We start from the raw sequence: 26240 nt of genomic DNA on the forward strand, positions 1-26240 counted from the left end.
CACTAGAGAAAGGAGTTTCACATGAATAAGATCGCACCCGCAGAAATCGCTAGCATGCTCAACGATTGGTACCTTGCTATCAAGAAACATGAAGTGGAAGAGTCCTCCCGTTTATTTGAAGAAGTGAAGCCTTTATTGGATGACATGGAAGAGGATCAGGAGGTGCTTGCCTACTTCTCCTTATTGGAACTGCGCCACAAGGTTTTGCTTCACGAGGCGAGAGGACAGGGCTTTCAGCATGAGGAGCCTTCTCATATGAATGCTACGTCTGACATGCTGAAATATTACTTTTTTCTGTTTGAAGGCATGTATGAGGCCTATAAAAATAATTATGATATTGCCATTGGGCTGTATAAAGATGCAGAGCAGTATCTCGACAACATTCCCGATCCGATTGAGAAAGCCGAATTTCACCTGAAGGTCGGAAAGCTCTATTATAAGCTGGGACAAAATATTGTATCCCTCAATCATACACGGCAAGCGGTCAAAACGTTCAGGGAAGAGACCGATTATAAAAAGAAGCTGGCTTCAGCCCTGATTACCATGTCAGGCAATTTTACAGAGATGAGCCAGTTTGAAGAAGCTGAGGCTTATTTGGACGAAGCAATTCGGATCACGAGTGAATTAGAGGATCATTTTTTTGAAGCCCAGCTTTTGCATAACTTCGGCCTTCTTCATGCGCAAAGCGGCAAATCAGAAGAAGCGGTTTCGAAATTAGAGGAAGCCTTACAGAACGAAGAGTATGCCCGCTCCGCCTATTATTATCATTCTGCCTACTTGCTGATACGAGAGCTGTTTAAGATCAAAAAGAAAGAACAGGCCTTATCTTATTACCAAGAAGTGAAGGAAAAATTGGCTGCTGAGCCGAATAGAATATGTGAGGCAAAAATAGACATTTTATATGCCATTTATGCAGAAGGGGGTCATGCGGAAACGTTTTACTTATGCAAACAATATATGGATGACTTGTTGTCCGAGAAAGAGTATGACAGTGTAAGAGAACTTTCCATTTTGGCTGGCGACAGGTATAGGGAACTTGAGCTTTACAAAGAAGCTGCCCACTTTTTTTATGAAGCATTACAAATTGAAGAACTGATTAAACGAACGGAGGTTATATAAATGAAAAGATTTCTGATTGGCGCAGGCGTCGCAGCGGTGATTTTATCAGGTTGGTTTATTGCGGACCATCAAACCCACTCACAGGAAATGAAAGTCGCTGAGAAAATGATTGGATAAATGAAAAACCCCCGCGGGTGCGGGGGTTCAATTTAACGAAAGAATCCTAAAACGGTTTGTAGTTTTAGGATTCTTTCATCTTTTCAGCGTGATTGAAAACCCTTGAAGTCTAGGAAGAACGAGCATTGGAGCGCAGCGAATGTTTGAAATTCGCGAGCACCGAAGCGCAGGCCTGACAACGAATGCGAGGGTTTGTCGACACGCTGAAACCCCCGCGGGTGCGGGGGTTTTCTTATTATAGCAGCTTCTTCCCTAGCAGGGATTCTACGAGCTCTACTGCTGTTTTACCTGTTTTGTTTTTGTGATCAAGGATCGGGTTAACCTCAACGAATTCGGCTGAGGTAATGATGCCTGCGTCATACAGCATTTCCATAGCCAAATGGCTCTCCCGGTAGCTGATGCCGCCGACGACAGGGGTTCCGACACCCGGTGCGTCGTTCGGATCAAGTCCGTCCAGATCAAGGCTCAGATGGACGCCATCACATGCTGATAAATAATCAAGGGTTTCTTCAATGACCTTTGTCATGCCAAGACGGTCGATTTCGTGCATTGTGTACACCTTCATGCCGCTTTCCTTAATGTACTTGCGCTCCCCTTCATCAAGTGACCGGGCGCCAATGATGACGACGTTTTCCGGTTTGATTTTAGGCGCGTAGCCTTCAAGATTAACCAGTGACTCGTGGCCAATGCCGAGGCTGACCGCGAGCGGCATGCCGTGAATATTGCCCGATGGTGAAGTTTCAAGTGTATTCAAATCGCCGTGCGCGTCATACCAGATGACGCCGAGATTATCGTAATGCTTCGCTGTGCCTGCAAGCGTGCCGATCGCAATACTGTGGTCACCGCCCAGGACAAGCGGGAATTTTTTCTCTTCAATGACTTTGTTGACCTTTTGCGCGAGTTTTTCATTTCCCGCCAAAACGGAATTCAGGTTTTTCAGTTCCTCGTCATTTTTGATCTTTTCGCGGTTGATCGGAATGTCACCAAGATCCTCAACCGTATACCCCATGTCTGACAGCCGCTCGATCAGATGAGCGTACCGGATGGCACTCGGGCCCATATCTACTCCGCGTCGTGCTTGTCCTAAATCCATTGGCATTCCAATAACCGAAATCGTTTTATCCATCTGTGATTCCACCTCAACATTTAAGATAATGTCCTATGCGGGTTCTAACAAAGATGACTTACGGACAACGTTTTAAAGCTCTAGCTGACGATTCGCCTGCTGGCGTTTTTTAATGACGACATGATAAATGATGTAGCAAATGATCATAAACGGTACGCCGCAATACAGCGCGATACGCTGCTCCGGATCAAATGCAAGACTGATGAGCACGACCGTATTTAACGTTAGGCCGATCAGCGGAAGCACCGGGTACAGCGGTGTTTTAAATTTCAAATCTTCTATCTTCCCGCCCTCACGGATATATTTGCGTCTGAACATGATTTGGGAAAGCGAAATTGTAATCCAGCCGACCTGCGCGCTCATGCCCGCCAAAGATAACAGTACCATATATACAGTTTCAGCCTGCGCAAACTTTGTCAGAAGGGATAGGCAGGCCACAGCCATCGTTACGATTAACGAGTACATCGGTACACCGCGCTGATTTGTTTTGCCGAGCGCTTTAAAGGCCTGTCCTTCATTCGCCATCGCGTACAGAATACGTGTTGATGCGTATAAACCTGAGTTCGCAACAGATAACAGTGCGATTAAAATAACAAAGTTCATGATATCAGCTGCATATGGGATTCCGATTTGCTCAAATACGGCAACAAACGGACTTTCCACGACTCCAGCCTGTTTCCAAGGAATCATGCCGGCAATGACAATGATTGAAAGCACAAAGAACACAAGCGTTCTCCATACTGTCTGTTTGATGGACCGCGGAATCGTTTTTTCAGGGTCTTCACTTTCTCCGGCTGCAACCCCGATCAGCTCAGTCCCCTGAAACGCAAAGTTCACGGTAATCATCGTAATCAGCATTGCCTTTATGCCGTTCGGAAATAACCCGTCTTCATAAAAATGTGTCAAAAACGGCGCCTGCTCTCCGCCCTTCAGATCAATCAGGCCAAACATGGCAGCTCCGCCGAGAATAATAAATAAAAGGATAATCAAAATTTTAATGCCTGAGAACCAGAATTCAGATTCCGCAAAGGCTTTTGTGGTGATCGCATTTAAAATAAACATCAGTGCCGCAAAGACCAGACACCAGATCCACACGTCTATATGCGGAAACCAGCGTTGCATCAGCTGCCCCGCTGATAAAAATTCAATGGCGCATGTAACCGCCCAGCCGAGCCAGTACAGCCAGCCGAACGCAAACCCGAAAGCCGGGCTGATAAATTTTGTCGCATAGGTCTGGAAGGACCCCGACACAGGAAAGGCGACTGCCAGCTCTCCTAAGCAGAGCATGGTCAAAAACATGATAAAGCCGCCCACTAAATAGGACAGAACCGCGCCGAGCGGTCCCGCTTGGTTAATGGTAAACCCGGTTCCAAGGAAGAAACCGGTTCCGATCACTCCGCCCAATGAAATCATGAACAAATGGCGTGATTTCATTGTCCGCTGGAGCTGATTTCCGTTATCTTGGTTTGTATTCACTTTCTGCACCCCTTCAGCAACTTGTATTGGATCTAAGCTGGAACATCTGCATGGTGCTATCCCAGTTTGCTGTCCAAAGAGTCTCTATCTATTTAATATAAAATTCACTTCTTCTCATAAAGATACATTATACTAAAATACTGTAGCTGAGCAAATAGGGAGTGCTGATTTTTCTGTTGTAAATTTATACAAACGAAGTGAATATCCCGCCATGGTGCGGATTTATGCGTTTCGCAGCACGTGCTTAATTTTCTCTATCGCCCAATCCAAGTCCTCTTTGGAAATGATTAATGGCGGTGCAAAACGAATGACTGTATCATGCGTTTCCTTGCATAAAAGTCCCTCTTCCTTCAAACGCTCACAATACGGACGTGCCGCTTCAGTCAATTCCACACCGATAAACAGCCCTCTGCCGCGGACTTCTTTAATGACAGGGCTGTCAATGCTCTCAAGCTCGCTTTTAAAGTATTCTCCAAGCTCAAGAGAACGATCCGCCAGCTTTTCATCCTCCAGCACTTCTAATGAAGCGATAGACACTGCACATGCAAGCGGGTTTCCGCCAAATGTTGAGCCGTGTGAGCCAGGGTTAAACACGCCTAGGATCTCGCGGTCCGCCGCAATGCATGAGATCGGGAACACACCGCCGCCAAGCGCTTTGCCCAAAATATACATATCAGGGACAATGCCGTCCCAGTCACAGGCAAACGTCTTGCCTGTACGTCCGAGACCCGTTTGAATTTCATCCGCAATAAACAAGACATTCTCTTCCTTACAAATCGCCGCCGCTTCCTGTAAAAATCCTTCAGGCGGAATCACAATGCCCGCTTCGCCTTGAATCGGTTCAAACAAGAATGCCGCTGTATTCGGCGTAATGGCCTGTCGAAGCGCTTCCACATCGCCGTAAGGAATGAGTTTGATTCCCGGAAGCATCGGGCCGAATCCTCGTTTATATTCCTCTTCAGAAGAAAGAGATACCGCCAGCATCGTGCGGCCGTGGAAGTTCCCGACACATGCGATAATTTCCGCTTGATTGTCAGCTACTCCCTTCACTTCATACGCCCAGCGTCTCGCCGCTTTCACCGCGGATTCAACCGCTTCGGCTCCTGTATTCATCGGCAGAATCATCTCTTTGCCTGTCAGTTTAGCTGTTTTTTCGTAAAACGGCCCAAGCTGATCGTTATGAAACGCGCGTGACGTGAGGGTGATTTTATCAGCCTGATCCTTTAATGCCTGAATGATTTTCGGGTGTCTGTGCCCCTGGTTTACCGCAGAATAAGCACTCAGCATATCCATATATTCATTGCCTTCCGGGTCCTTTACCCAAGAACCCAGCGCTTCAGAAATAACAATCGGGAGCGGATGATAATTGTTGGCTCCGTAATGAGACGTCTGATCAATAATTTCTTTGGATTTAGATAAAGCTGGCATATTTGAATTCCCCCTTGTTTTCTGTTTCAACATGTTATCCTGCTTTCCCTTTATATAAATGCAAGTTCTGTGCCAAATCAAGAATTCGTGTGTTTTCTACAATTTTCGAGGACAAGGTGCAAAAACATTCTGATATTTCGAGCAAAAATTCCCGAAAGTGCAAAATTCTTTTGCATATCCTCTCCGTTTTTTTATAAAATAGAAGCAATATTAAGAAAATAATTGAGGGAGGTTCATACAGTGGTCAAAGACAGCGAATTCCTCACATTGGTTTTTCAGAGTATTTTAGATGAAATCGATGTTGGCCTGCACGTGGTAGACGAGCATGGAAACACAATCGTTTATAACAATAAAATGATGCAGATTGAAGATATGGAGAAGCATGACGTCTTGAATAAAAACCTGATGGATGTGTTTATGTTTTCAAAGCAGCAGGACAGCACACTGGTACAGGCTCTTCAGGAAGGCAAGACGATTAAAAATGTGAAGCAGAGCTACTTCAATAATAAGGGCCAGGAAATCACGACGATCAATCATACATATCCCATCGTCCAAGACGGCAAAATCAAGGGCGCCGTTGAAATTGCCAAGGATGTGACAAAGCTTGAACGGCTGATCAGGGAGAATATGAACAAAAAAGGCAGCACAACCTATACGTTTGACAGTATTCTCGGCACCAGTCCGGCCATTCGAGACGTCATCGAAAACGCCAAGCGGGCAACCCGTACGTCATCATCTGTCCTTCTCGCAGGCGAAACCGGCACGGGAAAAGAACTGTTCGCGCAAAGTATCCATAATGGAAGCGATCGTTCTGGCGGCCCGTTTATTTCGCAAAACTGTGCGGCACTGCCAAACAGCCTTGTGGAAAGCATCTTGTTCGGAACGAAAAAAGGCGCGTTTACCGGCGCTGTCGACCAGCCCGGCCTGTTTGAACAAGCCCACGGCGGCACGCTGCTGTTAGATGAAATCAACTCGCTGAATCTCAGCCTTCAGGCGAAGCTGCTGCGCGCCCTTCAAGAGCGGAAAATCAGGCGCATCGGTTCAACAAAGGATACACCGATTGACGTACGTATTATTGCCACGATGAATGAAGATCCAATTGATGCAATTGCAGGCGAACGAATGCGGAAGGACTTGTATTACAGACTGAGTGTCGTGACGCTGATCATCCCGCCGCTTCGGGAACGAAAAGAAGACATTTTGCTTCTCGCGTCGGAGTTCATCCAGAAAAACAACCATCTGTTCCAAATGAATGTTGAACACATCAGCGATGACGTGAAGCAATTTTTCCTTTCTTATGACTGGCCGGGAAATATTCGCGAGCTCGAGCATATGATCGAAGGCGCAATGAATTTCATGACGGACGAGCAAACGATTACGGCTTCCCATCTGCCCTATCAATACCGAATGAAAATCAAGCCGGCTGACATCCCAGAGCCTGAAACACCAAGACACCAGCCGGCCGCGGACTTAAAAGAAAAAATGGAAAGCTTCGAAAAATATGTGATAGAGAACGTGTTAAGAAAACACGGCCATAACATCTCGAAAGCTGCTCAGGAGCTTGGCATCAGCAGACAAAGCCTCCAATATCGGCTGAAGAAATTTTCTCACTCGTCTAACGAATAATCCGGAGCAGGAAGCCTGATCAGAAAAACAGTGCCTCTGCCGATTTCACTTTTCACTTCAATCGTCCCATTGTGATTGTCGATAATCGATTTCGTTATGGCAAGGCCTAATCCCGAACCTCCATATTTTCGGGAGAATGCTGAAAATGAAGGTATTTGCAGCTAACAGCCATTTGCTGCTGTTTCACGTGTAACATCCATCTTGTATTTTTCTTCATATTCGATATATCCTTTTCAACTGAACGGGCGTGACCCCCGTTCAGTTTTTTTGCATATCAAAACAGCCTGGCAAACGATGCCAGACTGTTTTGATTAACTTCCTAATTGGTCTGCGGACGACAGCATGATGTCAACAGATTTTTCTTTTCCGCCGCGGTAAAACTTCACCTTCACCCGGTCACCGACTTTTTTCTGATAAAGCCGTTTTCGCAGGTCAACAATATCATTTACTTTGAATCCGTCAAATTCCGTGATGACATCGAGTTCCTTCAGTCCCGCTTTTCCGGCAGGTGAAAAGGCGTCTACACCCATCACAACCGCTCCATTGGTGACGTTCTTAGGAAGCTTTAATGTTTCATCCCAATGATAGCTTGCGATGTCGCTTAGGGATTTCATCTCAATGCCAAGGAACGGGCGTTTGACCTTTCCGTATTTCTCTAAATCCTCTATCACAGGGATCACGAGCTTAGATGGAATCGACAGGCCAATCCCTTCAACCGCCGACTCGGCAATTTTCATTGAATTGATGCCAATGACCTTCCCATCCATATTTAACAAAGCACCGCCGCTGTTCCCAGGGTTAATGGCCGCATCTGTTTGCAGGACTTCTGCGTTCCAGTCAGGCTGTCCGTCACCGTTTGAATCGACTGGGATCGCCCTCTCCGTACCCGAGATGACGCCTTGTGTGACAGAGCCAGCAAACTCAAGGCCTAACGGGTTCCCGATCGCGATAACCGGCTCCCCAGACTTCACTTTATCTGAATTTCCGAAATCGGCGACTGCTTTAATCTTATCGCTTTTCACCCGTAAAACGGCAAGGTCCATCAGCTGGTCGCTGCCGACAAGATCAGCTGATACACGTGAGCCGTCTTTCAAGCTGATTTCAATTTGGGAAGCGCCTTCGATGACATGATGGTTGGTCACGACATAAGCGGAATGGTCATTTTTCTTATAGATGACGCCAGAGCCGCTCCCAGCCTCGCCGCTCTCTCCCCGTATATCTGATTTTTGGATGTTCACAACACCCACAACGGCGGGCGACACATTGCTGACAATCTTGGTGACCGTATTGTTGACACTGACATTCACCGTCCTGATTGATTCCCGGCCGTTATTGTTCTGCTGCTGATCTAAAGCGCCCGTATCTAGCCCTTCATTTGAAAGATACGGCATGATAAACGCCATTAATACGGCACCGACAATCACACCAATCAGGCTAGAAAGAAAATATCCTTTTTTACTTCTCTTTGGCTGTTCAGGAGTAGTATGTTCTTCCTCACGTTCGTAATCCACCATATTCCATCCTTTCCAAGAACGTTAATATGGTTATATTGTGGGTTAGAAGCTCCTAGAATAGTCATGATTTACATAGAAAAATTATACAGCGCAAAGCGGCGTGGCCTTCTTCGGATCAGTGTCGTATAAGTCAAATGTCTCACCCGTCACAAATCCTTTAGAAGCCAATGTCTGCTGCACGGACATTCTTGCCAGCTCCTTCATGTTGTTGTCCTGGCTCAAATGCGCCAGGTAAATACGAGACGTCTCATCGCCAATGACATCCGTCATCGCCAAGGCAGCATCTTCATTTGACACGTGCCCGACGTCACTTAAAATCCGCCGCTTAATGCTCCATGGGTATCTTCCCATTTGCAGCATACCGACATCGTGATTGCTTTCAAACACAAACACATTCGCTGAACGGATAATGCCTTTCATTCGGTCGCTGACATATCCCGTATCTGTCATTAACGCGAGCTTTCGGCCGTTATAATGGAACACATAAAACATCGGTTCCGCCGCATCGTGGGAGACGCCAAACGATTCAACATCAAGTCCGCCGAACGACTTTACCGTCTCCATTGGAAATACAAACTTTTGATCGGTGTCAATTTTGCCGATTTGATTCTCCATCGCTTTCCAAGTCTTCTCGTTCGCATAGATCGGAAGCTTGTACTTTCTGGCGACGACACCAAGGCCCTTAATATGGTCACTATGCTCATGCGTCACAAAAATGCCGTCTACATCATCCAGCTTACGCCCGATCTGCGCCATCAGCCCATCCATGGCTTTTCCGCTCAAACCGGCGTCCACTAAAAATGCGTGATCCTCTGTTTCGAGGTAAAACGCATTTCCCGTACTCCCGCTCGCAAGTACGCTAAATTGCAAGCTCATGTTTGTCTCACTCCATTATTTTCATTGATCTGTATCTAAAATCGTACTCTCCAAAGCATTCACAGTAAAATACTCTTGTACTGTCTTTTTCTCACCGTTCACTTTTTTCTCGTACTCGACCGTAATTCTCCATACCGGCGCCAGCACCTGCGTACTCGTCAGCGGATATTGTGCTACATAGCCGAATTTACAGCTCTTCACAGTGCTGTATTCTTTTAATTGATTTTGATAGTACAATAGCTCAACCGCATCCATTTCAGTAATTAAGCTTTCTTTCTGGATTTGCTTGAAGGTCTCAAGCGTAGTCTGGTCGTATGACACAACCTCGTTTTTACCGTTTAGATGCAGCACCACTTGCCCAATCATATTAGCGGGATTGTCGGTCTTTTGGTAAATATAATGACCTTCGTACGTTTGGAAGAAAATAATTTCTTTCTTCGATTTATCAACCTTCCAAAGCTTATATTTTTCGCCATCTTGAATTTTCGAAGAAACAAGTGCCTGAGCATCGTCCTCGATATCCTTCTTTGATAGGGCGATTGGATTTGCAAACTTCATTTTCAGGCTCGTTACTTTATGATCATCACTAGGCATGTCCATCAAAGGCTTTTGATCCTTCAGCGCCTCAATTTCCTCCTTGGTGAAGGCTTTTTGATTTGCTGTGATCCGATAGCCTTCTGTTGCTTCCTTATTCAAGCCTTCATACGTGATATGATCGGCTTTCATGTCATGCTCGACATCATTTTTAATGACTTCATATTCTTTGCCGGTAGCCTGCCATTTTTGAAAAAACTGATAGCCTAAGAAAATATCTAAAATGAGGAAGGCAACGATGAAGATTGATTTTGTCTTATTCCACTCCACTGTTAGCCCCCTCCTTCCTCAATAAGTCCTTTGTAATCGGCACAATTTTTCCATTTACTTTCATCGCCCAAACCGGTTCCAGTTCAACGAGAGGATCATCGTTGGTTGATGTTGATACCAATTGATAAGCAAGGAAGATCTGATCAATTTTGTCCGTATCATAAGCGGTTTGTTTCGAAAGCAGCATCTTCACTTCGCTGCCGCTCATGAGCTCTGTTTCACTTGTTTTAATTGGATTCGTTCCGAGACTGTAATTCGGCCGCTTATAGCTGAGAATATCATCATTCGCCCATTGCACCGTAATCGCCGATGTCGCCCCGAAAGGTTTGGCGGTGCTGTTAATGACCGGGATCTGATCCATAAAGATATAGAAACTCAGCTGCTGGCTGTCATTGATACTGAAAAATTGATAGTGATCCGTCCAGCTTCCGGTATCCTCAAGGTATTTTTGGCTCTTTTTGATTAATTCACCTGTTTGATAGGATGTGCTCTGCACCAAATTGCGCTGTTGAAATTGCACCTGTCGCTGGCTTAGATTCACATCTAAACGGCTGATCCCATCTGTCAGCACATTTCTGTTGTTGTAATTCGAATCTTCTCTTACAATGCTCGGATCACTAAACAAAGCCTGCTTAAAGGTATTTGTTTTAATCGATTCTGTGACAAATTCTTTTTTGTCCATCGTAAGCGGTTTGTTCGGCAGCAAGAACTCTTTCTTTGAGCCAATGGAGAACAAACTGAACGCCGGCATATTTGATTGCCTGTTTTTCAAGTCGTTCATAATGTTCCGGTAGTTTGCTGATTCAACCGTCACTTCAAGGATGAGCTGCTTGCTGTATGACACCAAATAGATTTTCTTGTTCGCTTTTGTTTCATTGAACGGGATCAGAATATGGTCAAACGAACTGTATTCAAACGACTGATTAGACCATTTAAATAGCGTTTGGAAAATATCAATCGGAATCGTATCGCTGAATTGCAAGTCAAGCTTGGCTTCAGAACCGCCTATTCCATAAAACCAGCTTTTGAATCCAGCCTTGTCATACTGATCCGAAATATCTTTAATTCCTTTCACATCCCAATGTGGCAAGTCAGACCAAATTTCTTCATAGAGGGCATTGTCATCCACTTTGTAATGAGCGCCGTCATCATGGATAAACATGTCCCTTGGCCTTACCGTTTCAGACAGCTTTTGAGTGGTTTTTTCGATTTTATGTTTCACACGAACAGTAGACTCTGTTGAGGATGAGCCTTCAGAAAAGTTTGGCTGGAACGTCCATATCCCCCATGTAAAAACAAGACTGATGACGACGAGTACCGTAAGTAATATCGTTTTTATATTTTCACGCTTCATCCCAATCATCCTCTTGTTCCTCTTTATATGGAAGAGTAAATGTAATCGTCGTGCCTTTTCCTTCTATGCTGTCCGCCCAAATATCTCCGCCGTGCGCCTGTACCATTTCCTTGGCAATCGCCAATCCCAGACCGGTGCCGCCAAGTTTTCTCGTTCTCGCTTTATCCACCCTGTAGAAGCGGTCAAAGACTTTTTCGACATCTTTTTTCGGAATGCCGATCCCTTCATCCTTCACGCTGATATAGAGAAGTTCTTCCTCTTCAATGACATCAATCGAGAACGTGACATGTCCGCCTTCCGGTGAATATTTTAAAGCGTTAGAAATAATATTATCGAGCACCTGCGTAATTTTATCCTGGTCGATCTCGACGTACAGATCTCTGTCCGGCAGATTACGGATAAACTCCACATGCTGCTCTTTTGTCATTTCAAAACGGTCAATAATAAGCGACATAAACCGGACAATCTGAATCCATTCCCGGTTAAATTGATAATCCTTACTGTCAAATTTCGACAGCTGAAGCAGATCATTGACAAGTCGGATCATACGCTCTGTTTCATTTTGCGTCACCATTAAGAAGCGCGGAGCAATGTCTTTATTTTCCCACGCGCCTTCAGCTAACGCTTCTAAATAGCTGCGCATTGTCGTAAGCGGCGTCCGCAGCTCATGTGATACATTCGCAACGAATTCTCTGCGTTCCTGATCCATTTTCTCTTGTTCGGTTACATCGTAAATGACAGCGATTAAACCATCAATTTTGCCGTGTTCCCTTTGAATCACAGAGAAATTCACGCGAAGCACCGTTAATTCATCATCGCGCTCAATTTCAAGCAGCATAGAATCCTGCTGCTCCACTAAATCTTCAAAAGTATAATTCTCTTGAAGCCCCAGCAAACTCGTAATCGGCATTTCTAAGGCTGTTTCACGTGAAACGTTCAACAGCTCCAGCGCCGGGCTGTTTAAGAGAATAATCGCTCCATTTCGGTTTGTAGCGATTACGCCGTCTGTCATATAGGCAATGACAGAGGCTAGCTTTCTGCGTTCTCCTTCAGTCATCGCCTGGGCATCTTCAAGCTCTCTCGTTAAGTGGTTAAACGTTGTGGCCAGCTGCCCAATTTCATCATGCCCGTACTTTTTAACCTTCCTCGAGAAATTCCCTTTCGCAAGCTCCATCGCCTGCTTTCGCATATCTGAAAGCGGATGGGTAATGGTTCTTGCCAGAAAAATACCGAGAAGAGCAGTCAAAACAAGTGCCAAACCTGTGCCGGACGCCAGTATCGTGTTGATCGTCTTCATTTGATTAAAGACATCTTCCATACTCGCGACAACATAGATCGCGCCGACAACCTCTTGGTTTTCAGTCATGACGGGCTTCGCGGAAATAAGAACTCTGATTTTGCTTTTCGGGTCATAATATTTTCTTAAATACGACTGTTTGGTAGAAAAAATTCTTTTGAAAATCAGATCGGTCGTTTGTTTCCCAGCCACTTCCTCACCGTACGGCTTTGAAGAACCGACCACTTCATAGCTTTTATCTACAAAGCTAATTTCCCGAACCTCATCACTTTTCGTGAAGTCATTCAAAATACGGCTGACGTCATCCTTTATGACGGTACTGTCGTTATCGCTCTTATATTCTTGTTCGATATAATAAGAAAGGTTGTCGATTCGCTGATTCAGCGATTGTTCATAAGAGCTGATCAGCGACTTCTCTACCTGATTGACAAAATACACACCAATGATTTGCATGGCAATGATAATCAAAAGCACATAAATCAAGGTAATCTTAAATTGGATCGACCGAAAAAAACCAACCTTATTCATATGGGCATTAGTCCTGTTCTGGGTTTCTCAAGTAATAACCTACACCGCGGCGTGTGACGATCCAATTTGGATGGCTCGGGTTGTCCTCGATTTTTTCACGAAGCCGGCGGACTGTTACGTCAACCGTTCTGACATCGCCGAAGTAATCATAGCCCCAAACGGTTTGAAGCAAATGTTCACGGGTCATCACTTGTCCGATATGTTTTGCTAAATAATGAAGCAATTCGAACTCACGATGAGTCAATTCGATTGTTTCGTCTCGTTTTGATACAACGTACGCGTCAGGGAAGATGACGAGAGAGCCGATATGAATCTCGTTAGAGGAAGGCTCTTCCTCCGCAGGCGCTGTTGTCAGCTGGCGACGCAGGTTCGCTTTTACACGTGCCAAGAGCTCGCGTGTGCTGAATGGTTTTGTGACATAGTCATCAGCACCGATTTCAAGCCCGATAACCTTGTCAATTTCTGAATCTTTAGCCGTCAGCATAATGATTGGCATATCGTATTTCTTTCTGACTTCGCGGCATACTTCAACGCCGTCTTTATTCGGGAGCATAATATCTAAAAGAATTAAATCAGGCTGAAGCTCTTCTACCATTTCAACGGCTTCGTTTCCATCGTGGGCACAGTGCACTTCATAGCCTTCTTTTCTTAAGTTAAATTCCAATATATCTGCAATCGGTTTTTCATCATCTACTACAAGGATCTTTTTATCCATCATTTTGATTTTCCTCCTGCCGAATGACTTCATTTCATCTATATAACATTCGTTTCATCACTTATGGCCCATGTAAAGAATGGGTCCTTGTCTATTATAACGGTTTAAGGTCAAAAGATAAAAAAAATAAAGGTTTAGAAAAAAAACACATGTTTCACCTTTATCGCCAGTTGTTTATCTATTGTCATGCTGGTCAACTTTTTTTAAAAAAGATAACTTTATTGAAACCTCCCCTCACCGGAGTGCGTCTTTATCAATGACGTCTTCTTCTTTGAACCGGCCGCAGGGCCGGTTCTCCCTTTTTCTTCTATTATAACACTCCTCATGTTTGCCTTTTTCCTAAAAGAAAAAACGCACCTACGATTGCAGATGCGTTTGGTAAGTGGCTCGGGACGGAATCGAACCGCCGACACACGGATTTTCAGTCCGTTGCTCTACCAACTGAGCTACCGAGCCAAATGTTTTATTTTTCTCTACTAAGTAAAGTAAAATGGCGGTCCGGACGGGACTCGAACCCGCGACCTCCTGCGTGACAGGCAGGCATTCTAACCAACTGAACTACCGGACCTTACAGTAATTGCCCGGAGAGCTGTCGTGTCAGCTCTCACAGACAAATAAGGAATTTAGCAATAACGCTAAAGTAAATCAATGACCCGTACGGGATTCGAACCCGTGTTACCGCCGTGAAAGGGCGGTGTCTTAACCGCTTGACCAACGGGCCTTCACGAAATGGTGAGCCATGAAGGACTCGAACCTTCGACCCTCTGATTAAAAGTCAGATGCTCTACCAACTGAGCTAATGGCTCTTAAAGATGTCGGAATTTCTATAGAGCAAACGACTTAAATCTAGTTCTCATCTTGTACTCTATTGAAGCAGTTTCCGTAACAACGAGATTTATAATATCACGAACAAATAGAAGTGGCAATAACTTTTTTGGTTTTTTTTCATATTTTTTTCTCAGACCAACTTATATGCGGCTTTCAAACAAAAAACAAGCCCCTTAAATAGGGGCTTGCAGACATATTCTATTTAGTTCGCACGGTACACACTGCGAAGGACATTTGTTTGTGAGCGGTCTGGACCGACAGAGAAAATAGAAAGCGGAATGCCTGTAAGCTGAGACACACGCTCAAGATAATGGCGCGCATTTTCCGGAAGCTCGCTCAAGCTCTTCGCACCTGTAATATCCTCAGTCCAGCCCGGCATTTCTTCATATACCGGCTCACATTCAGCAAGTGCCTTAAGACTTGCTGGGAATTCTTCAATGATTTCGCCTTTGTAGCGGTACGCCACACAGATTTTCAACGTTTCAATTCCTGTTAGGACGTCAATTGAGTTCAGAGAAAGATCTGTAATTCCGCTCACACGGCGGGCGTGGCGGACAACAACGCTGTCAAACCAGCCGACACGGCGCGGGCGGCCTGTTGTTGTTCCATATTCGCGTCCGACTTCACGGATTTGATCGCCGATTTCATCTTTCAGCTCAGTCGGGAAAGGACCGTCGCCGACACGAGTCGTATATGCTTTTGATACACCGACAACGTGCTTGATTTTGGTCGGGCCGACACCAGAACCGATCGTGACACCGCCGGCAACCGGGTTAGATGACGTAACAAACGGGTATGTTCCTTGGTCGATATCGAGCATAACCCCTTGTGCGCCTTCAAATAATACACGGCGCCCTTCATCAAGAGCATCGTTTAAGACAACAGATGTATCGCAAACATACTTTTTAATCTGCTGTCCGTACTCATAATATTCGTCTAAGATATCCTCAAGTTTAAACCCTTCTGTCTCGTACATTTTCTCGAGAAGACGGTTTTTTTCTTCAAGATTGCGCTCAAGCTTTTCCGCAAACGCGTCACGGTCTAACAGATCCGCGATGCGAATTCCGATGCGGGCTGCTTTATCCATGTAAGCAGGGCCGATTCCTTTTTTCGTTGTGCCGATCTTGTTAGCCCCTTTACGCTCTTCTTCCACTTCATCCAATTTCAAATGATACGGCAGAATGACGTGAGCTCTGTTGCTGATTCTCAGGTTATCTGTACTCACGTTGCGCTCATGAAGATACGCAAGCTCTGTGACTAATGCTTTCGGATCTACAACCATTCCGTTTCCGATTACACACGTTTTATCCTTATAGAAAATTCCAGACGGGATTAAGTGAAGCTTATATGTGATTCCGTCAAACTTGATTGTATGCCCTGCGTTATTTCCGCCTTGATAACGGGCGATCACTTCTGCATTTTCTGATAGGAAATCTGTAATTTTACCTTTTCCTTCATCGCCCCATTGCGTACCTACTACAACTACTGAAGACATGTCCGTGCACCTCCGTTAACCTTTCAAAACGATTCTATTCAAACAAATCAAGTTTATCAGTGAAGAAACAGAAAGTCAATTGTAAATCCGAACATTAAATTATTGTAAATCTATATTCGTTCGCTTCCATTCGTTTTATAAGCGTTTTCTCACTGCTTTGTCATAAAAAGCTTGCGAAACTTTCATCCTTTAGCATAAGAAAGAATCACTTGCCTGATATCCCTTTTGAATTCATAAAAACGACCCGCCAGCCATCCGGGTCCTCTATCGTTACGCCCCCATTGCTCCAGTACGGGTTCTCTGATTCGACCTCTTGATAGCCCATGTGCTTTAGCTTTGAAGTGATCGCTGCCAGTTCATCTGCATTCGGCACATAAAAAACAAGAAGGCTGTCGGGATGGGGAACGGGGGCAGTGCTTCCCCCTTCATACTGGGTGAATTCTAAATGATAATCGGCATGAGGAAGGCCGAACATGACACCGTCATACCCGTTATGCTTTGAAAATTCTCCTATTCGTTTCAAACACAATCCCTCTTCGTAAAAACGAATAATCTCATCAAGCTGGCCCGTAGGACGCGCAATTCGGATTTGTGCTGCGTGAAAAGACGAAAAACGTTTTCCCATATTGTTACCATCTCCTTTTTGCACCATTTTATTAAAACGCTTTCAATTTTTCATCCGCTGAGCGAACGGTATTTCTTCCATCTTTCGAATGAAAAAACCCCAAGAGCAGCTCTTGGGGCTTATGCGCCGGGCGGAACGCCTGCGTCATCAAAACGCCGTTCCAGGTTGACGAATTTGTTGTATTCTTTTACGAACGCAAGAGACACGGTTCCTACCGGGCCGTTACGCTGTTTGGCGATAATAATTTCGATAATATTTTTATTCTCGGTTTCTTTGTCATAGTAGTCATCACGATAAAGGAACGCGACAATATCCGCGTCCTGCTCGATACTTCCTGATTCCCGGATATCAGACATCATCGGACGTTTATCCTGACGCTGCTCAACGCCCCGAGAAAGCTGAGAAAGCGCGATAACAGGGACTTGCAGCTCCCTGGCAATCGACTTCAGTTCACGGGAAATTTCAGATACTTCCTGCTGACGGTTGTCCTTTGAACGACCGCTTCCCTGAATCAATTGCAGGTAATCGATCAAAATCATGCCCAGCCCGCTTTCCTGCTTCAAGCGGCGGCACTTGGCACGGATTTCACTCACTCGAATACCCGGTGTATCATCGATGTAAATCCCGCTGTTCGACAGGCTTCCCATTGCCATCGTCAGCTTGCCCCAATCCTCTTCGGTCAGGTTACCTGTACGGAGATTCTGGGCATTGATATTTCCCTCGGCACAGAGCATACGCATAACGAGCTGCTCGGCACCCATCTCAAGACTGAAAATCGCTACGCTCTCATCGGTCTTTGTCGCCACGTTTTGTGCGATGTTCAGGGCAAAGGCTGTTTTCCCTACTGACGGACGGGCAGCCACAATGATCAAGTCGTTGCGCTGGAAACCCGCAGTCATCCGGTCAAGCTCCGTAAACCCTGTTGGAATTCCCGTGATATCACCTTTTCGATTGTGAAGCTGTTCGATATTATCATAGGTCTGGACAAGGACGTCCTTAATATTTTGGAAGGCACTCGTGTTTTTGCGCTGTGCCACTTCCATAATCGTTTTTTCCGCTTCACTGAGTAAATCCTCGACCTCATCCTCACGGGTATACCCGTCTTGAGCAATCGTTGTCGCAGTTCTGATTAATCGGCGAAGAATCGATTTTTCCTCAACGATTTTCGCGTAATATTCTATGTTAGCCGCTGTCGGCACCGAATTTGCGATATCTGTCAAATATGAAATGCCGCCTACTTCTTCCAGCAGGTCTGTGTTCGCAAGCTCTGATGTTACTGTCACCAGATCAACCGGTTCACCTCGGTCACCGAGCACCAGCATCGCATTATAGATTTTTTGGTGGGACATTCTATAGAAATCATCTGGAATCAATACTTCTGAAGCCAGTGTTAAAGCAGACGGCTGTAAAAAAATAGCGCCTAACACGGCTTGTTCGGCTTCTATATTTTGCGGAGGAAGCCGGTCATTCAGAAGGTCTGTCATGCTAAGCACCGTCCTCTCATTAAAAAATCTCCAACCTCCATTCTACCATTTCTACAGAAAAAAAATAGAAAAATTGTCTGTTTCCTGTTTTTTTCAGTTAGCAGATTGGATCGTTTCGGACAGTAACAAGGCGGGAAAAATGCAATAAAACATGAGGGAGGAATGAAAGATGATAAAGAAATATGCGATTACGCCTAATGTTGATGCGGACGGCTGGTTTATTGAGGTGGAGAATGTAGCGCCGACAGCTTTGTATACGTCTAAAGACGCCGCTATTGAAAAGGCCAAACAGGTGGCTAAGGAAAACAGTCCGTCTAAGCTTGTAATTTATGACCAGTTTAAAAATGTGGAGGAAGAACACTCATTTTAATGAATGAAAGCCTTCGCTGCAGCGAGGGTTTTTTAGCGGTTATCGGTTTATTTCATCCATTGGATGCCTATGTGCATCATCAAATCTGCCGCTTTTTGATACAGATCCCACTCCCCGATCGAAGCAAATTTCCCCATCAGCTCCTGAAGCTTTAGCCTCACTGCTATATATTCTTCGAAAGTGACAGCTTTTTCAGTGTCTATTTGGTGTTCCTTCAGCATTTGTTTTAATAAGGATAACGGTGCGTGCATAAGAACCCTCCTTACCTCTTTTATAACGGTCATTTTCCGATTGCTCTATTCCTTTGTGACATCTTCTTACATTTCACATCTGATTCTTGTACAATGGACAGAAGAGAGGAGGGATCTTTTGTGAGACCTTTGCAAATTTCTGCTGAAACTGCACAAAAGCTTGCAGAGTCCTTGAATCTGCCGCTTGAACAGATCATGCATATGCCTCAGCATATTCTGCTTGCCAAAATGGCTGAACTGCAAAAAGAGGACAAATCATAGCGTTCATTCACATACTTGCTTACCTGTTTCGGGATAATATCATGTATATGTTAGAAAAGAGGAGTAACTGCTTTGCCACATCCACATAATAAAAAAATCCAATCATTTTGGCTGATCACCGGCATTATCTTTATCGCCTTTAACTTACGGCCCGCGATCACTTCAGTCGGTCCGGTCATCAGCTCTATCCGGGCAGAGCTGCACATGTCCAATGGGGCAGCCGGTTTTTTGACCGCACTGCCGCTGCTTTCGTTTGCAGTTCTTTCTCCACTTGCACCTAAGCTTGGACAGCGCCTCGGAAATGAGCGAACTTTATGGCTAGGTCTCGTGATACTGCTTATCGGTGTTTTGACTCGTTCTACCGGCTATACTGCCGCTTTGTTTTTCGGAACGGCACTTATCGGAGTCGGAATTGCGATTGGTAACGTACTTTTGCCAAGCTTAATCAAACATAAATACCCTGAAAAGCCAGGGATCATGATCAGCCTGTATACGACATCAATGAATATATTCGCAGCTTTAGCATCGGGTGTCAGCGTGCCTTTAGCGACCCAGATGGATGGCGGATGGAAACATGCCTTTCTCTTATGGGGTGGGCTGGCTTTACTTGCATTGCTAATCTGGATACCTCAGCTGCGCCACCGGGATACGGCAAACCAGACAATGAAGCTGCAATCCAGTTCCATTTGGGCTTCCAAAATGGCATGGTATGTCACCATCTTTATGGGCCTGCAATCGTTTTTATTTTACAGCAGCATCGCTTGGTTTCCTGAAATTCTCCGTTCACACGGGATTGATACGGCAACAGCCGGATGGATGGTATCACTCATGCAATTTGCGAGTCTGCCTTCCACTTTTTTGACACCAGTTTTAGCTGACCGTGTGAAACAGCAGCGTGGTATCGTTGCGGCGCTGGCCTCAGTTTATCTGATCGGCCTCTGCGGATTATTAGCGGGCGGAAGCCATACATTGCTTGCCATCTGGATGATCATTATCGGTATCGGGCAAGGCTCCAGCATTAGTCTGGCGCTCACTTTGATTGGTCTCCGCAGTGAAAATGCCCAACAGGCCGCTGCGCTGTCAGGCATGTCTCAGTCATTCGGCTACCTGCTGGCAGCAGTCGGGCCAATCTTTGTCGGCTATCTCTTTGACCAGACGCATTCATGGACGATGCCGATTGTGCTTCTCATTGCTGCCCTGATCGTAATGGGAGCAGCCGGACAGGGAGCCGGACGAGATCGATACATTTTCCAGTCAGAAAAACAAAGAAATTCAGCATAAAAGCGGGGAAAATATCTCCGCTTTTTTCTTTGAATATTTATGGTTTATTCATAAGTTTTTCATATTTGTTTTTTACAATGAGACACCATAAAGAGGTGAAAAACGATGAAAACCAAACGATTCGACGCAGCCCTTATTCTTATTTTGCTGGCAGCAGCTTTTTTGAATACGTATCACATTTGGCAGGATGATACTGCGAACCAGTACTATTTGGCGGCTGTAAAAAGCATGACGCAAAGCTTCCATAATTTCTTTTATGCGTCATTTGACCCTTCTGGATTTGTGACAGTAGATAAGCCTCCTGTCGTGTTATGGATTCAAACGATTTTCGCACTGATTTTCGGTGTTCACACGTGGAGTGTCATCATTCCCCAGGCTCTTGCCGGAGTTGGATCTGTCTTCCTTCTCTACAGAATGATCAAGCCGACTTTTGGAATTGGAGCGGCCCGCATTTCCGCACTTGTTATGGCACTGACCCCTATCGCAGTAGCTGTCAGCCGGACAAACAATATCGACAGCATGCTCGTTTTTACCCTATTGCTCGGTTCAGCTTGCCTGTTTCGGGCAGTAAAACAAGGCAAGCTGGTTTGGCTGCTGATGGCATTTGCCCTGATTGGGCTCGCCTTTAATATGAAGATGATGCAAGCGTTTATGGTATTGCCTGCATTTGTGTTATTCTACATGGTTGCATCTCGGGTTTCTCTGAAGAAAAAAATCGGGTCCCTGCTTCTGTCTCTTGTCCTTCTGACAGGCCTTTCACTCTCATGGGCGATTGCAGTGGATTCAGCCTCTTCCTCAAGCCGGCCTTATGTAGGAAGCAGCCAGACCAACTCAGTGCTAGAACTGGCCTTTGGCTACAACGGCACAGAGCGTCTGCTTGGGCAAACTACGGGCCTTGCAAAGGGTGATATGAATGCTGCTGGCGGAGGGAACATGCAGAATCAAGACAACATGCAAGCGCCAAATGGCAACGGTTCATCTTTTTCTCAGAACGGAAATCAATCATTCGGAAACCATTCACAGGCGCCTCAGCCGCCTAACGGACAAACCGGCGCTCTCAATGGAGGCGGAGGCACACCTCCTACAGGTGGCAACGGGCCTGGAAATGGAGGGCCTGGCGGTGGAGGCGGAAAAAGCGTGAATATGTTCGGCACCGGTGATCCTGGACCGCTTCGTCTTTTCCAATCAGCACTTTCCGGCCAAATCAGCTGGATGCTCCCATTCTCATTGATCGGATTACTGGGCTCACTCGTCAGCTGGTACCGTGATCGCCGCGGACATGCTGCTGAAAAAAAAGAAACGCTATTCTGGGCGGCTTGGCTTGTTCCCGTGGCTGGTTTCTTCAGCATCGCAGGATTCTTCCACCAGTATTATTTGATTATGCTGGCACCGCCGATTGCCGCCCTTTCTGGTATCGGATGGTATACGATGCACCGCTTATACAAAAATAATCAAGACTGGGCCAGCTATCTTCTGCCGGCAGCCGTTCTGATCACAACCGTGTTCCAGGTGTATATTCTGAGCGCTTATACAAGCCAAATCAGCAGTGTATGGATGTATGCCCTGGGGCTCTTAGGACTGGGCATCTCCCTTGCACTTCTGATGCTTAAACGCAGCCATCCGTTCAGTAAGCAGCTGACCATCATCAGCTTGTGCGTTCTGCTTCTCACACCAGTTTACTGGTCAGCAACGCCGCTTCTATACGGTGGCAACAGCGTCCTTCCTGAATCCGGTCCGCAGCTCAAAGACTCAGCAAACGGCGGGAACATGTTCTCTTCAGAGGTCGACAGCGGGCTCCTGTCCTATCTGAGAAAACACAATACCGGCGAAGAATATTTATTTGCTACTTTGACAACCGTAACAGCTGCGCCATACATCATTTACGAAAATGAATCTGTTATTGCAATGGGCGGATTTAACGGCACGGATCCCATTCTGACTGTGTCGGAACTGAAAAAACTGATCAAAGAAGGCAAAGTGAAATACTTCCTTCTGTCAGAAAACAACTCAGGCAACAGCGAACTTGTTTCCTGGATTAAGAAAAACGGAAAAGAAATAACATCTGACGAGTACAGCGGTTCCTCCAGCAGCACAAACAGCGTGCAGGGAATGCGAAGAGGACCTGGCGGAGAAAGCCAGCAAACTCTTTATCTCGTGGAATAAAAAAAGAGGCTTGGATGAATCCAAGCCTCTTTTCTATTAAGCTTCTTCTTTTACATGTACCTTTAACACAGCCTGCACTTCAGGATGCAGCTTCACAGGCACGTTTGTATATCCTAATGCACGAATGCCGTCCGGCAGTTCAAGCTTCCGCTTATCTACTTTAATGTTATGGTCTTTTTGGAGCTGTTCAGTAATTTGCTTGCTTGTCACTGAACCAAATAAACGACCGCCCTCACCTGATTTTGCGCTAAGCTCAACAGTCAGTTTTTCTAATGTCTCTTTTAAGCTCTTAGCCTGCTCAAGCTCAGCAATGGCTTCTTTTTTCTCTTTCTGCTTTTGTCCGTTTAGCGCGCTGATGTTTGACGCGTTCGCTTCAACCGCGAGGCCTTTTTTAATTAGAAAGTTATGCGCATAACCGTCTGCTACGTTTTTGACTTCGCCTTTTTTTCCTTTTCCTTTTACATCTTGTAAGAAAATAACCTTCATCTCTGTACGCCTCCCTCAAAATACTCATCTATGGCGTGCTTCAGCCGTTCCAGCGCTTCAGAAACTGAAATGCCGGACAACTGAGTCGCCGCATTTGTTAAATGCCCTCCGCCTTCCAGGGCCTCCATGATGATCTGAACATTTACCTCGCCAAGCGACCGTGCACTGATACAAACCGTTTGTTCATCCCGTCTCGCCACCGCAAATGAAGCCTCAACCTCACTCATCGACAGCAGCGAATCGGCAGCCTGCGCAATCAGCACTTGATCGAAGTATTCCTCTTCATTTTCAGGAAGAGAAGCAATCGCAATGTTATCTTTATAGAGGACCGTATGCTGGATCAGCTTCGCCCGTTTAATATAGGAATCAACGGTTTCTTTCAGGAACTTCTGCACCAGCACCGTGTCGGCGCCTTTTGCCCTTAAATAAGAAGCCGCATCGAAAGTCCGCGAGCCCGTGCGGAGAGAAAAGCTCTTTGTATCCACTATTATACCAGCTAATAGGGCTGTTGCTTCAATCATATTGATTTTTAAGCGCTTCGGCTGATATTCAAGCAGCTCTGTCACCAATTCCGCTGTGGAAGAAGCGTATGGTTCCATATAAACAAGCAGCGGATCTCTGATAAACTCCTCACCTCTGCGGTGATGGTCGATGACCACGATATGTTCAATTTTATTGACCAGCCGTTCCTCCATGACGAGTGACGGCTTATGTGTATCAACGATCACAAGCAGTGTGTCATCATTGGAAATCTCCATTGCTTCTTCAGGCGTAATAAATCTTGACCACAGTTCTTCATATTTTTTGATTTCCCCAATCAAACGCTGCACACTTGATCCGATTTGATTTGGGTCAATCACGATAAAACCATCTTTGTTATTTGCCTGAGCCACCTTTAAAATCCCGATCGCTGCGCCGATAGAATCCATGTCGGGGAATTTATGCCCCATGATAATCACATTGCTGCTTTCGGTGACGATTTCCTTTAAGGCGTGAGAAATCACGCGGGCCCGCACCCTTGTTCGTTTCTCCATTGGGTTTGTTTTACCGCCGTAAAACTTCACCTTGCCGTTTGGCAGCTTAATGGCTACCTGGTCCCCGCCGCGTCCCAGTGCTAAGTCCAAGCTGGATTGCGCCAAATCGCCAAGTTCTTTCAGGGAAGAGACTGAAGCCCCGACACCGACACTTAACGTCAGCGCTACACCGTCAAATGAGGTTTTTTCCCGCACTTCATCAAGAATCGAAAACTTCGAATTTTCGAGTTCAGTTAAGATGTGTTCATTAAGTACAGCGATAAAGCGTTCTGAAGACGTCCTTTTCAAGAAGATCCCGTACTCCTGCGCCCAAGCGTTCAGCAAAGATGTCACCTGGCTGTTCATCGTGCTTCTCGTCTGGTCATCCAATCCTTGTGTCACATCATCATAGTTATCAAGGAAAATATATGCCAGGACGGTTCTTTCGTTTTCATATAGCTTTTCAATCTGAATTTGTTCTGTTACATCAAAGAAATATAAGAGACGCTCATCCCGTTTGATGACAACCCTAAACTTGCGGTCATTCAATGTAACCGTTTCCGATTCCACCTCTTGTTTGATAAGCGGCACTACCGATTCACAAGTATCGTAAAGTGATCTCCCCACTAAAGTGCTTTCATTAAAGCAAGAGGAAAGAAACGGATTTGCCCATTCTATATAATATTGGTCATTAAAAAGCATGATTCCAATCGGCATTTCCATCAATGCCTCTTCACCGACTTTTTTCAACCTGTAGGACAACGTAGAAATATAAGCATCAATCTCTTGTCGAATAAGAGAATCAGCACGCTTAATAAAAAACAAAATAACTGCCAGCAGCAGCACTTCGACGGTTCCTAATATCCAGTTAAAATAAAAGCTGATGAGGATTGTAATAATTGACAGAGCAATCAATGCATAGATGGGATACCGAAACAGCGGTTTTTCATAAAAGCTTGGCATTTCTATCACTCCCCACCATGTGAGTAAAACTCATGTTCACTTCACCTTATTCCTTATATGAAAGCCCATATCTAAAACGCCTAAAATGCGAATGGCTGCCATGAAGACCGGATGCACAAACCCAAGTATGACAGCAATCACAGCCGCAGCCTTTGGATATTGTTTCTTATGGCAATAGAAAAAGATAAATGATAAACCTTGGATGAAAATCAGAAACCCGAGTATAAACTCCCCATTTAAAGCGATAGAGTACAGCATTTGGCCTTTTTCTAAAGGCAAAAATGAAAGCATGACAATAATCAAATACAGTACTACAACACTTTGCGGAAACTTCAACTCTCTAAAAGGCTTTAGATTAGGAATATCGGGGGAGAATCGCCTTAAGAGCGGCTTAGCGATAAGGTAACTGAGGAAAGAAAAAATAACTCCTACCATCACAATAGCTGTTGGAAAAAGATATTGAACGATACCCAATTGTTCTTCCATCAGTTTTAATTGCTTCTCAAACTGTCCAGCATTGCCCGACTGCTTCGCTACAGTTTCTACAATATCAAGAGATTGCCGGTATTGTGTCATCGCCTCATCAATGATATTGATACCCAAAAACTGAATGCTTATCACAAAATAGAAGACAATACTAAGCATATAAATAAGAGCGCCCGAAATAATGGCGTGCCCGGGCTCTTTCCTTTTAAAAAAATGTCCCATGGCAATGCCGGCGCAAGCTGACATAAAAGCTACAATAAGCCCGTTAAAGGACCCGACAATAAAAACAACCGGAAGACTGACAGCGCCCATCCATATCCCTAGCTTCAATCCATGTCTGATCGTATACAAGATCATTGGCAGCGGCAGTGCAAATAACAGAATTGTTCCAATCACAGGAACATAAACGACCAGAAGCGTGATGATCGCAAACAGACTGATTAAAATAGCACCTTCCATTAAAGCTCTCGTTTGTTTCACTTAGTCACCTCGTA

Annotated in this window: 23 protein-coding genes, 4 tRNA genes and 2 pseudogenes; 7 read left to right on the forward strand and 22 right to left on the reverse strand. The window is 45.3% G+C overall.

The features are described 5' to 3' along the window. Nucleotides 1-21: 21 nt before the first annotated feature. Together rapG and NSQ83_RS21130 are read left to right on the forward strand one after the other, a co-directional pair. Complete coding sequence (gene rapG, locus NSQ83_RS21125) at nucleotides 22-1119, forward strand: response regulator aspartate phosphatase RapG (protein WP_153912456.1); 1098 nt, start codon at nucleotides 22-24, stop codon at nucleotides 1117-1119. Then, a complete protein-coding gene (locus NSQ83_RS21130; RefSeq protein WP_003226961.1) occupies nucleotides 1120-1236 on the forward strand; it encodes a Phr family secreted Rap phosphatase inhibitor in 117 nt (38 codons plus the stop codon). A 235-nt stretch (nucleotides 1237-1471) separates the two neighbouring features. Here NSQ83_RS21130 and rocF read toward each other — a convergent pair whose 3' ends face one another. The 3 genes from rocF to rocD all read right to left on the reverse strand — a co-directional run bounded on the left by rocF (nucleotide 1472) and on the right by rocD (nucleotide 5266). Then, nucleotides 1472-2362 (reverse strand): arginase, encoded by an 891-nt coding sequence (gene rocF, locus NSQ83_RS21135; RefSeq protein ID WP_003226959.1) that lies wholly within the window; start codon nucleotides 2360-2362, stop codon nucleotides 1472-1474. Nucleotides 2363-2434: 72 nt separating this feature from the next. Continuing rightward, nucleotides 2435-3838 (reverse strand): amino acid permease, encoded by a 1404-nt coding sequence (locus tag NSQ83_RS21140; RefSeq protein ID WP_003242721.1) that lies wholly within the window; start codon nucleotides 3836-3838, stop codon nucleotides 2435-2437. 222 nt (nucleotides 3839-4060) lie between these two features. After that, nucleotides 4061-5266, reverse strand: a complete 1206-nt coding sequence (gene rocD, locus NSQ83_RS21145) for an ornithine aminotransferase (protein ID WP_217024020.1) — start codon at nucleotides 5264-5266, stop codon at nucleotides 4061-4063. A 240-nt stretch (nucleotides 5267-5506) separates the two neighbouring features. On the opposite strand from rocD, the gene rocR reads away from it, so the two are divergent. Next, nucleotides 5507-6892 carry an arginine utilization regulatory protein RocR gene (gene rocR / locus NSQ83_RS21150; protein ID WP_198878351.1) on the forward strand — a complete coding sequence of 462 codons (1386 nt, stop codon included), beginning with the start codon at nucleotides 5507-5509 and terminating at the stop codon, nucleotides 6890-6892. Here the strand turns inward: rocR and NSQ83_RS21155 are convergent. From NSQ83_RS21155 to dnaB, 15 genes and pseudogenes are all read right to left on the reverse strand, one after another. After that, nucleotides 6874-7032 (reverse strand): annotated as a pseudogene (locus tag NSQ83_RS21155) (ATP-binding protein); the annotation flags it as partial. The gene rocR and the pseudogene NSQ83_RS21155 overlap by 19 nt on opposite strands. A 21-nt stretch (nucleotides 7033-7053) precedes the next feature. After that, nucleotides 7054-7183 (reverse strand): annotated as a pseudogene (locus NSQ83_RS21160) (hypothetical protein). A gap of 20 nt (nucleotides 7184-7203) precedes the next feature. Further along, the gene (gene htrC / locus NSQ83_RS21165) at nucleotides 7204-8406 is read right to left on the reverse strand and encodes a serine protease HtrC (protein WP_198878350.1); all 1203 of its coding nucleotides are present in this window, start codon (nucleotides 8404-8406) and stop codon (nucleotides 7204-7206) included. Nucleotides 8407-8487: 81 nt separating this feature from the next. Beyond that, complete coding sequence (locus tag NSQ83_RS21170) at nucleotides 8488-9282, reverse strand: MBL fold metallo-hydrolase (RefSeq protein ID WP_003226939.1); 795 nt, start codon at nucleotides 9280-9282, stop codon at nucleotides 8488-8490. A gap of 21 nt (nucleotides 9283-9303) precedes the next feature. Then, nucleotides 9304-10146, reverse strand: a complete 843-nt coding sequence (walI, locus tag NSQ83_RS21175; RefSeq protein WP_046161072.1) for a WalRK two-component regulatory system regulator WalI — start codon at nucleotides 10144-10146, stop codon at nucleotides 9304-9306. Continuing rightward, nucleotides 10133-11500, reverse strand: a complete 1368-nt coding sequence (gene walH / locus NSQ83_RS21180; RefSeq protein WP_046664054.1) for a WalRK two-component regulatory system regulator WalH — start codon at nucleotides 11498-11500, stop codon at nucleotides 10133-10135. The genes walI and walH overlap by 14 nt, the downstream gene beginning before the upstream one ends. After that, entirely contained in the window at nucleotides 11490-13325 is a 1836-nt protein-coding gene (gene walK / locus NSQ83_RS21185; RefSeq protein ID WP_069703964.1) for a cell wall metabolism sensor histidine kinase WalK, read from the reverse strand. Before walK ends, walH begins: the two co-directional genes overlap by 11 nt. A gap of 7 nt (nucleotides 13326-13332) precedes the next feature. Next, nucleotides 13333-14040 (reverse strand): cell wall metabolism DNA-binding response regulator WalR, encoded by a 708-nt coding sequence (gene walR, locus NSQ83_RS21190; protein WP_003244363.1) that lies wholly within the window; start codon nucleotides 14038-14040, stop codon nucleotides 13333-13335. A 383-nt stretch (nucleotides 14041-14423) separates the two neighbouring features. After that, nucleotides 14424-14496: transfer RNA gene (locus tag NSQ83_RS21195), tRNA-Phe, on the reverse strand. A gap of 35 nt (nucleotides 14497-14531) precedes the next feature. Next, nucleotides 14532-14608 (reverse strand) — tRNA-Asp (locus tag NSQ83_RS21200). Nucleotides 14609-14689: 81 nt separating this feature from the next. Further along, a tRNA-Glu gene (locus tag NSQ83_RS21205) sits at nucleotides 14690-14761 on the reverse strand. Between the two features lie 9 nt (nucleotides 14762-14770). After that, nucleotides 14771-14846: transfer RNA gene (locus NSQ83_RS21210), tRNA-Lys, on the reverse strand. 224 nt (nucleotides 14847-15070) lie between these two features. Continuing rightward, nucleotides 15071-16363, reverse strand: coding sequence for an adenylosuccinate synthase (gene purA, locus NSQ83_RS21215; RefSeq protein ID WP_003226929.1), 1293 nt, complete (start codon nucleotides 16361-16363; stop codon nucleotides 15071-15073). Between the two features lie 205 nt (nucleotides 16364-16568). Beyond that, on the reverse strand, nucleotides 16569-16988 hold the full coding sequence (locus NSQ83_RS21220; RefSeq protein WP_015250809.1) for a VOC family protein: 420 nt from the start codon (nucleotides 16986-16988) through the stop codon (nucleotides 16569-16571). Nucleotides 16989-17107: 119 nt separating this feature from the next. Then, the gene (dnaB, locus tag NSQ83_RS21225) at nucleotides 17108-18472 is read right to left on the reverse strand and encodes a replicative DNA helicase (protein WP_003226923.1); all 1365 of its coding nucleotides are present in this window, start codon (nucleotides 18470-18472) and stop codon (nucleotides 17108-17110) included. A gap of 169 nt (nucleotides 18473-18641) precedes the next feature. On the opposite strand from dnaB, the gene NSQ83_RS21230 reads away from it, so the two are divergent. After that, nucleotides 18642-18842 (forward strand): DUF2188 domain-containing protein, encoded by a 201-nt coding sequence (locus tag NSQ83_RS21230; protein WP_003226922.1) that lies wholly within the window; start codon nucleotides 18642-18644, stop codon nucleotides 18840-18842. A 47-nt stretch (nucleotides 18843-18889) separates the two neighbouring features. On the opposite strand, the gene NSQ83_RS21235 is transcribed toward NSQ83_RS21230, so the two are convergent. Then, complete coding sequence (locus NSQ83_RS21235) at nucleotides 18890-19093, reverse strand: hypothetical protein (RefSeq protein WP_015250806.1); 204 nt, start codon at nucleotides 19091-19093, stop codon at nucleotides 18890-18892. Nucleotides 19094-19213: 120 nt separating this feature from the next. On the opposite strand from NSQ83_RS21235, the gene NSQ83_RS21240 reads away from it, so the two are divergent. From NSQ83_RS21240 to NSQ83_RS21250, 3 genes are all read left to right on the forward strand, one after another. Continuing rightward, nucleotides 19214-19354 (forward strand): YycC family protein, encoded by a 141-nt coding sequence (locus tag NSQ83_RS21240; RefSeq protein WP_003242786.1) that lies wholly within the window; start codon nucleotides 19214-19216, stop codon nucleotides 19352-19354. Between the two features lie 72 nt (nucleotides 19355-19426). Further along, nucleotides 19427-20635 carry a CynX/NimT family MFS transporter gene (locus NSQ83_RS21245; RefSeq protein ID WP_163182288.1) on the forward strand — a complete coding sequence of 403 codons (1209 nt, stop codon included), beginning with the start codon at nucleotides 19427-19429 and terminating at the stop codon, nucleotides 20633-20635. Between the two features lie 105 nt (nucleotides 20636-20740). Further along, complete coding sequence (locus NSQ83_RS21250) at nucleotides 20741-22798, forward strand: glycosyltransferase family 39 protein (RefSeq protein ID WP_198878349.1); 2058 nt, start codon at nucleotides 20741-20743, stop codon at nucleotides 22796-22798. A 36-nt stretch (nucleotides 22799-22834) separates the two neighbouring features. Here the strand turns inward: NSQ83_RS21250 and rplI are convergent, their stop codons facing one another. Genes rplI through NSQ83_RS21265 form a run of 3 tightly spaced genes read right to left on the reverse strand, consistent with a single transcriptional unit; the run spans nucleotide 22835 to nucleotide 26226 of the window. Continuing rightward, nucleotides 22835-23284, reverse strand: a complete 450-nt coding sequence (gene rplI, locus NSQ83_RS21255; RefSeq protein ID WP_003226915.1) for a 50S ribosomal protein L9 — start codon at nucleotides 23282-23284, stop codon at nucleotides 22835-22837. Next, entirely contained in the window at nucleotides 23281-25260 is a 1980-nt protein-coding gene (gdpP, locus tag NSQ83_RS21260; RefSeq protein WP_003242517.1) for a cyclic-di-AMP phosphodiesterase GdpP, read from the reverse strand. Before gdpP ends, rplI begins: the two co-directional genes overlap by 4 nt. 36 nt (nucleotides 25261-25296) lie before the next feature. Then, a complete protein-coding gene (locus NSQ83_RS21265; protein WP_003243969.1) occupies nucleotides 25297-26226 on the reverse strand; it encodes a YybS family protein in 930 nt (309 codons plus the stop codon). Between the last annotated feature and the right edge of the window lie 14 nt (nucleotides 26227-26240).

This window comes from Bacillus sp. PS217 (assembly GCF_037963535.1).
Classification (GTDB): Bacteria; Bacillota; Bacilli; order Bacillales; family Bacillaceae; genus Bacillus; species Bacillus subtilis.

Bases quoted from the DNA above. Each gene is read 5' to 3' on its own strand.
- rapG (WP_153912456.1), top strand. From the start codon at position 22: ATGAATAAGATCGCACCCGCAGAAATCGCTAGCATGCTCAACGATTGG.
- NSQ83_RS21130 (WP_003226961.1), top strand. From the start codon at position 1,120: ATGAAAAGATTTCTGATTGGCGCAGGCGTCGCAGCGGTGATTTTATCA.
- rocF (WP_003226959.1), bottom strand. From the start codon at position 2,362: ATGGATAAAACGATTTCGGTTATTGGAATGCCAATGGATTTAGGACAA.
- rocD (WP_217024020.1), bottom strand. From the start codon at position 5,266: ATGCCAGCTTTATCTAAATCCAAAGAAATTATTGATCAGACGTCTCAT.
- htrC (WP_198878350.1), bottom strand. From the start codon at position 8,406: ATGGTGGATTACGAACGTGAGGAAGAACATACTACTCCTGAACAGCCA.
- NSQ83_RS21170 (WP_003226939.1), bottom strand. From the start codon at position 9,282: ATGAGCTTGCAATTTAGCGTACTTGCGAGCGGGAGTACGGGAAATGCG.
- walH (WP_046664054.1), bottom strand. From the start codon at position 11,500: ATGAAGCGTGAAAATATAAAAACGATATTACTTACGGTACTCGTCGTC.
- walK (WP_069703964.1), bottom strand. From the start codon at position 13,325: ATGAATAAGGTTGGTTTTTTTCGGTCGATCCAATTTAAGATTACCTTG.
- walR (WP_003244363.1), bottom strand. From the start codon at position 14,040: ATGGATAAAAAGATCCTTGTAGTAGATGATGAAAAACCGATTGCAGAT.
- purA (WP_003226929.1), bottom strand. From the start codon at position 16,363: ATGTCTTCAGTAGTTGTAGTAGGTACGCAATGGGGCGATGAAGGAAAA.
- NSQ83_RS21220 (WP_015250809.1), bottom strand. From the start codon at position 16,988: ATGGGAAAACGTTTTTCGTCTTTTCACGCAGCACAAATCCGAATTGCG.
- dnaB (WP_003226923.1), bottom strand. From the start codon at position 18,472: ATGACAGACCTTCTGAATGACCGGCTTCCTCCGCAAAATATAGAAGCC.
- NSQ83_RS21230 (WP_003226922.1), top strand. From the start codon at position 18,642: ATGATAAAGAAATATGCGATTACGCCTAATGTTGATGCGGACGGCTGG.
- NSQ83_RS21235 (WP_015250806.1), bottom strand. From the start codon at position 19,093: ATGCACGCACCGTTATCCTTATTAAAACAAATGCTGAAGGAACACCAA.
- NSQ83_RS21250 (WP_198878349.1), top strand. From the start codon at position 20,741: ATGAAAACCAAACGATTCGACGCAGCCCTTATTCTTATTTTGCTGGCA.
- rplI (WP_003226915.1), bottom strand. From the start codon at position 23,284: ATGAAGGTTATTTTCTTACAAGATGTAAAAGGAAAAGGAAAAAAAGGC.
- gdpP (WP_003242517.1), bottom strand. From the start codon at position 25,260: ATGCCAAGCTTTTATGAAAAACCGCTGTTTCGGTATCCCATCTATGCA.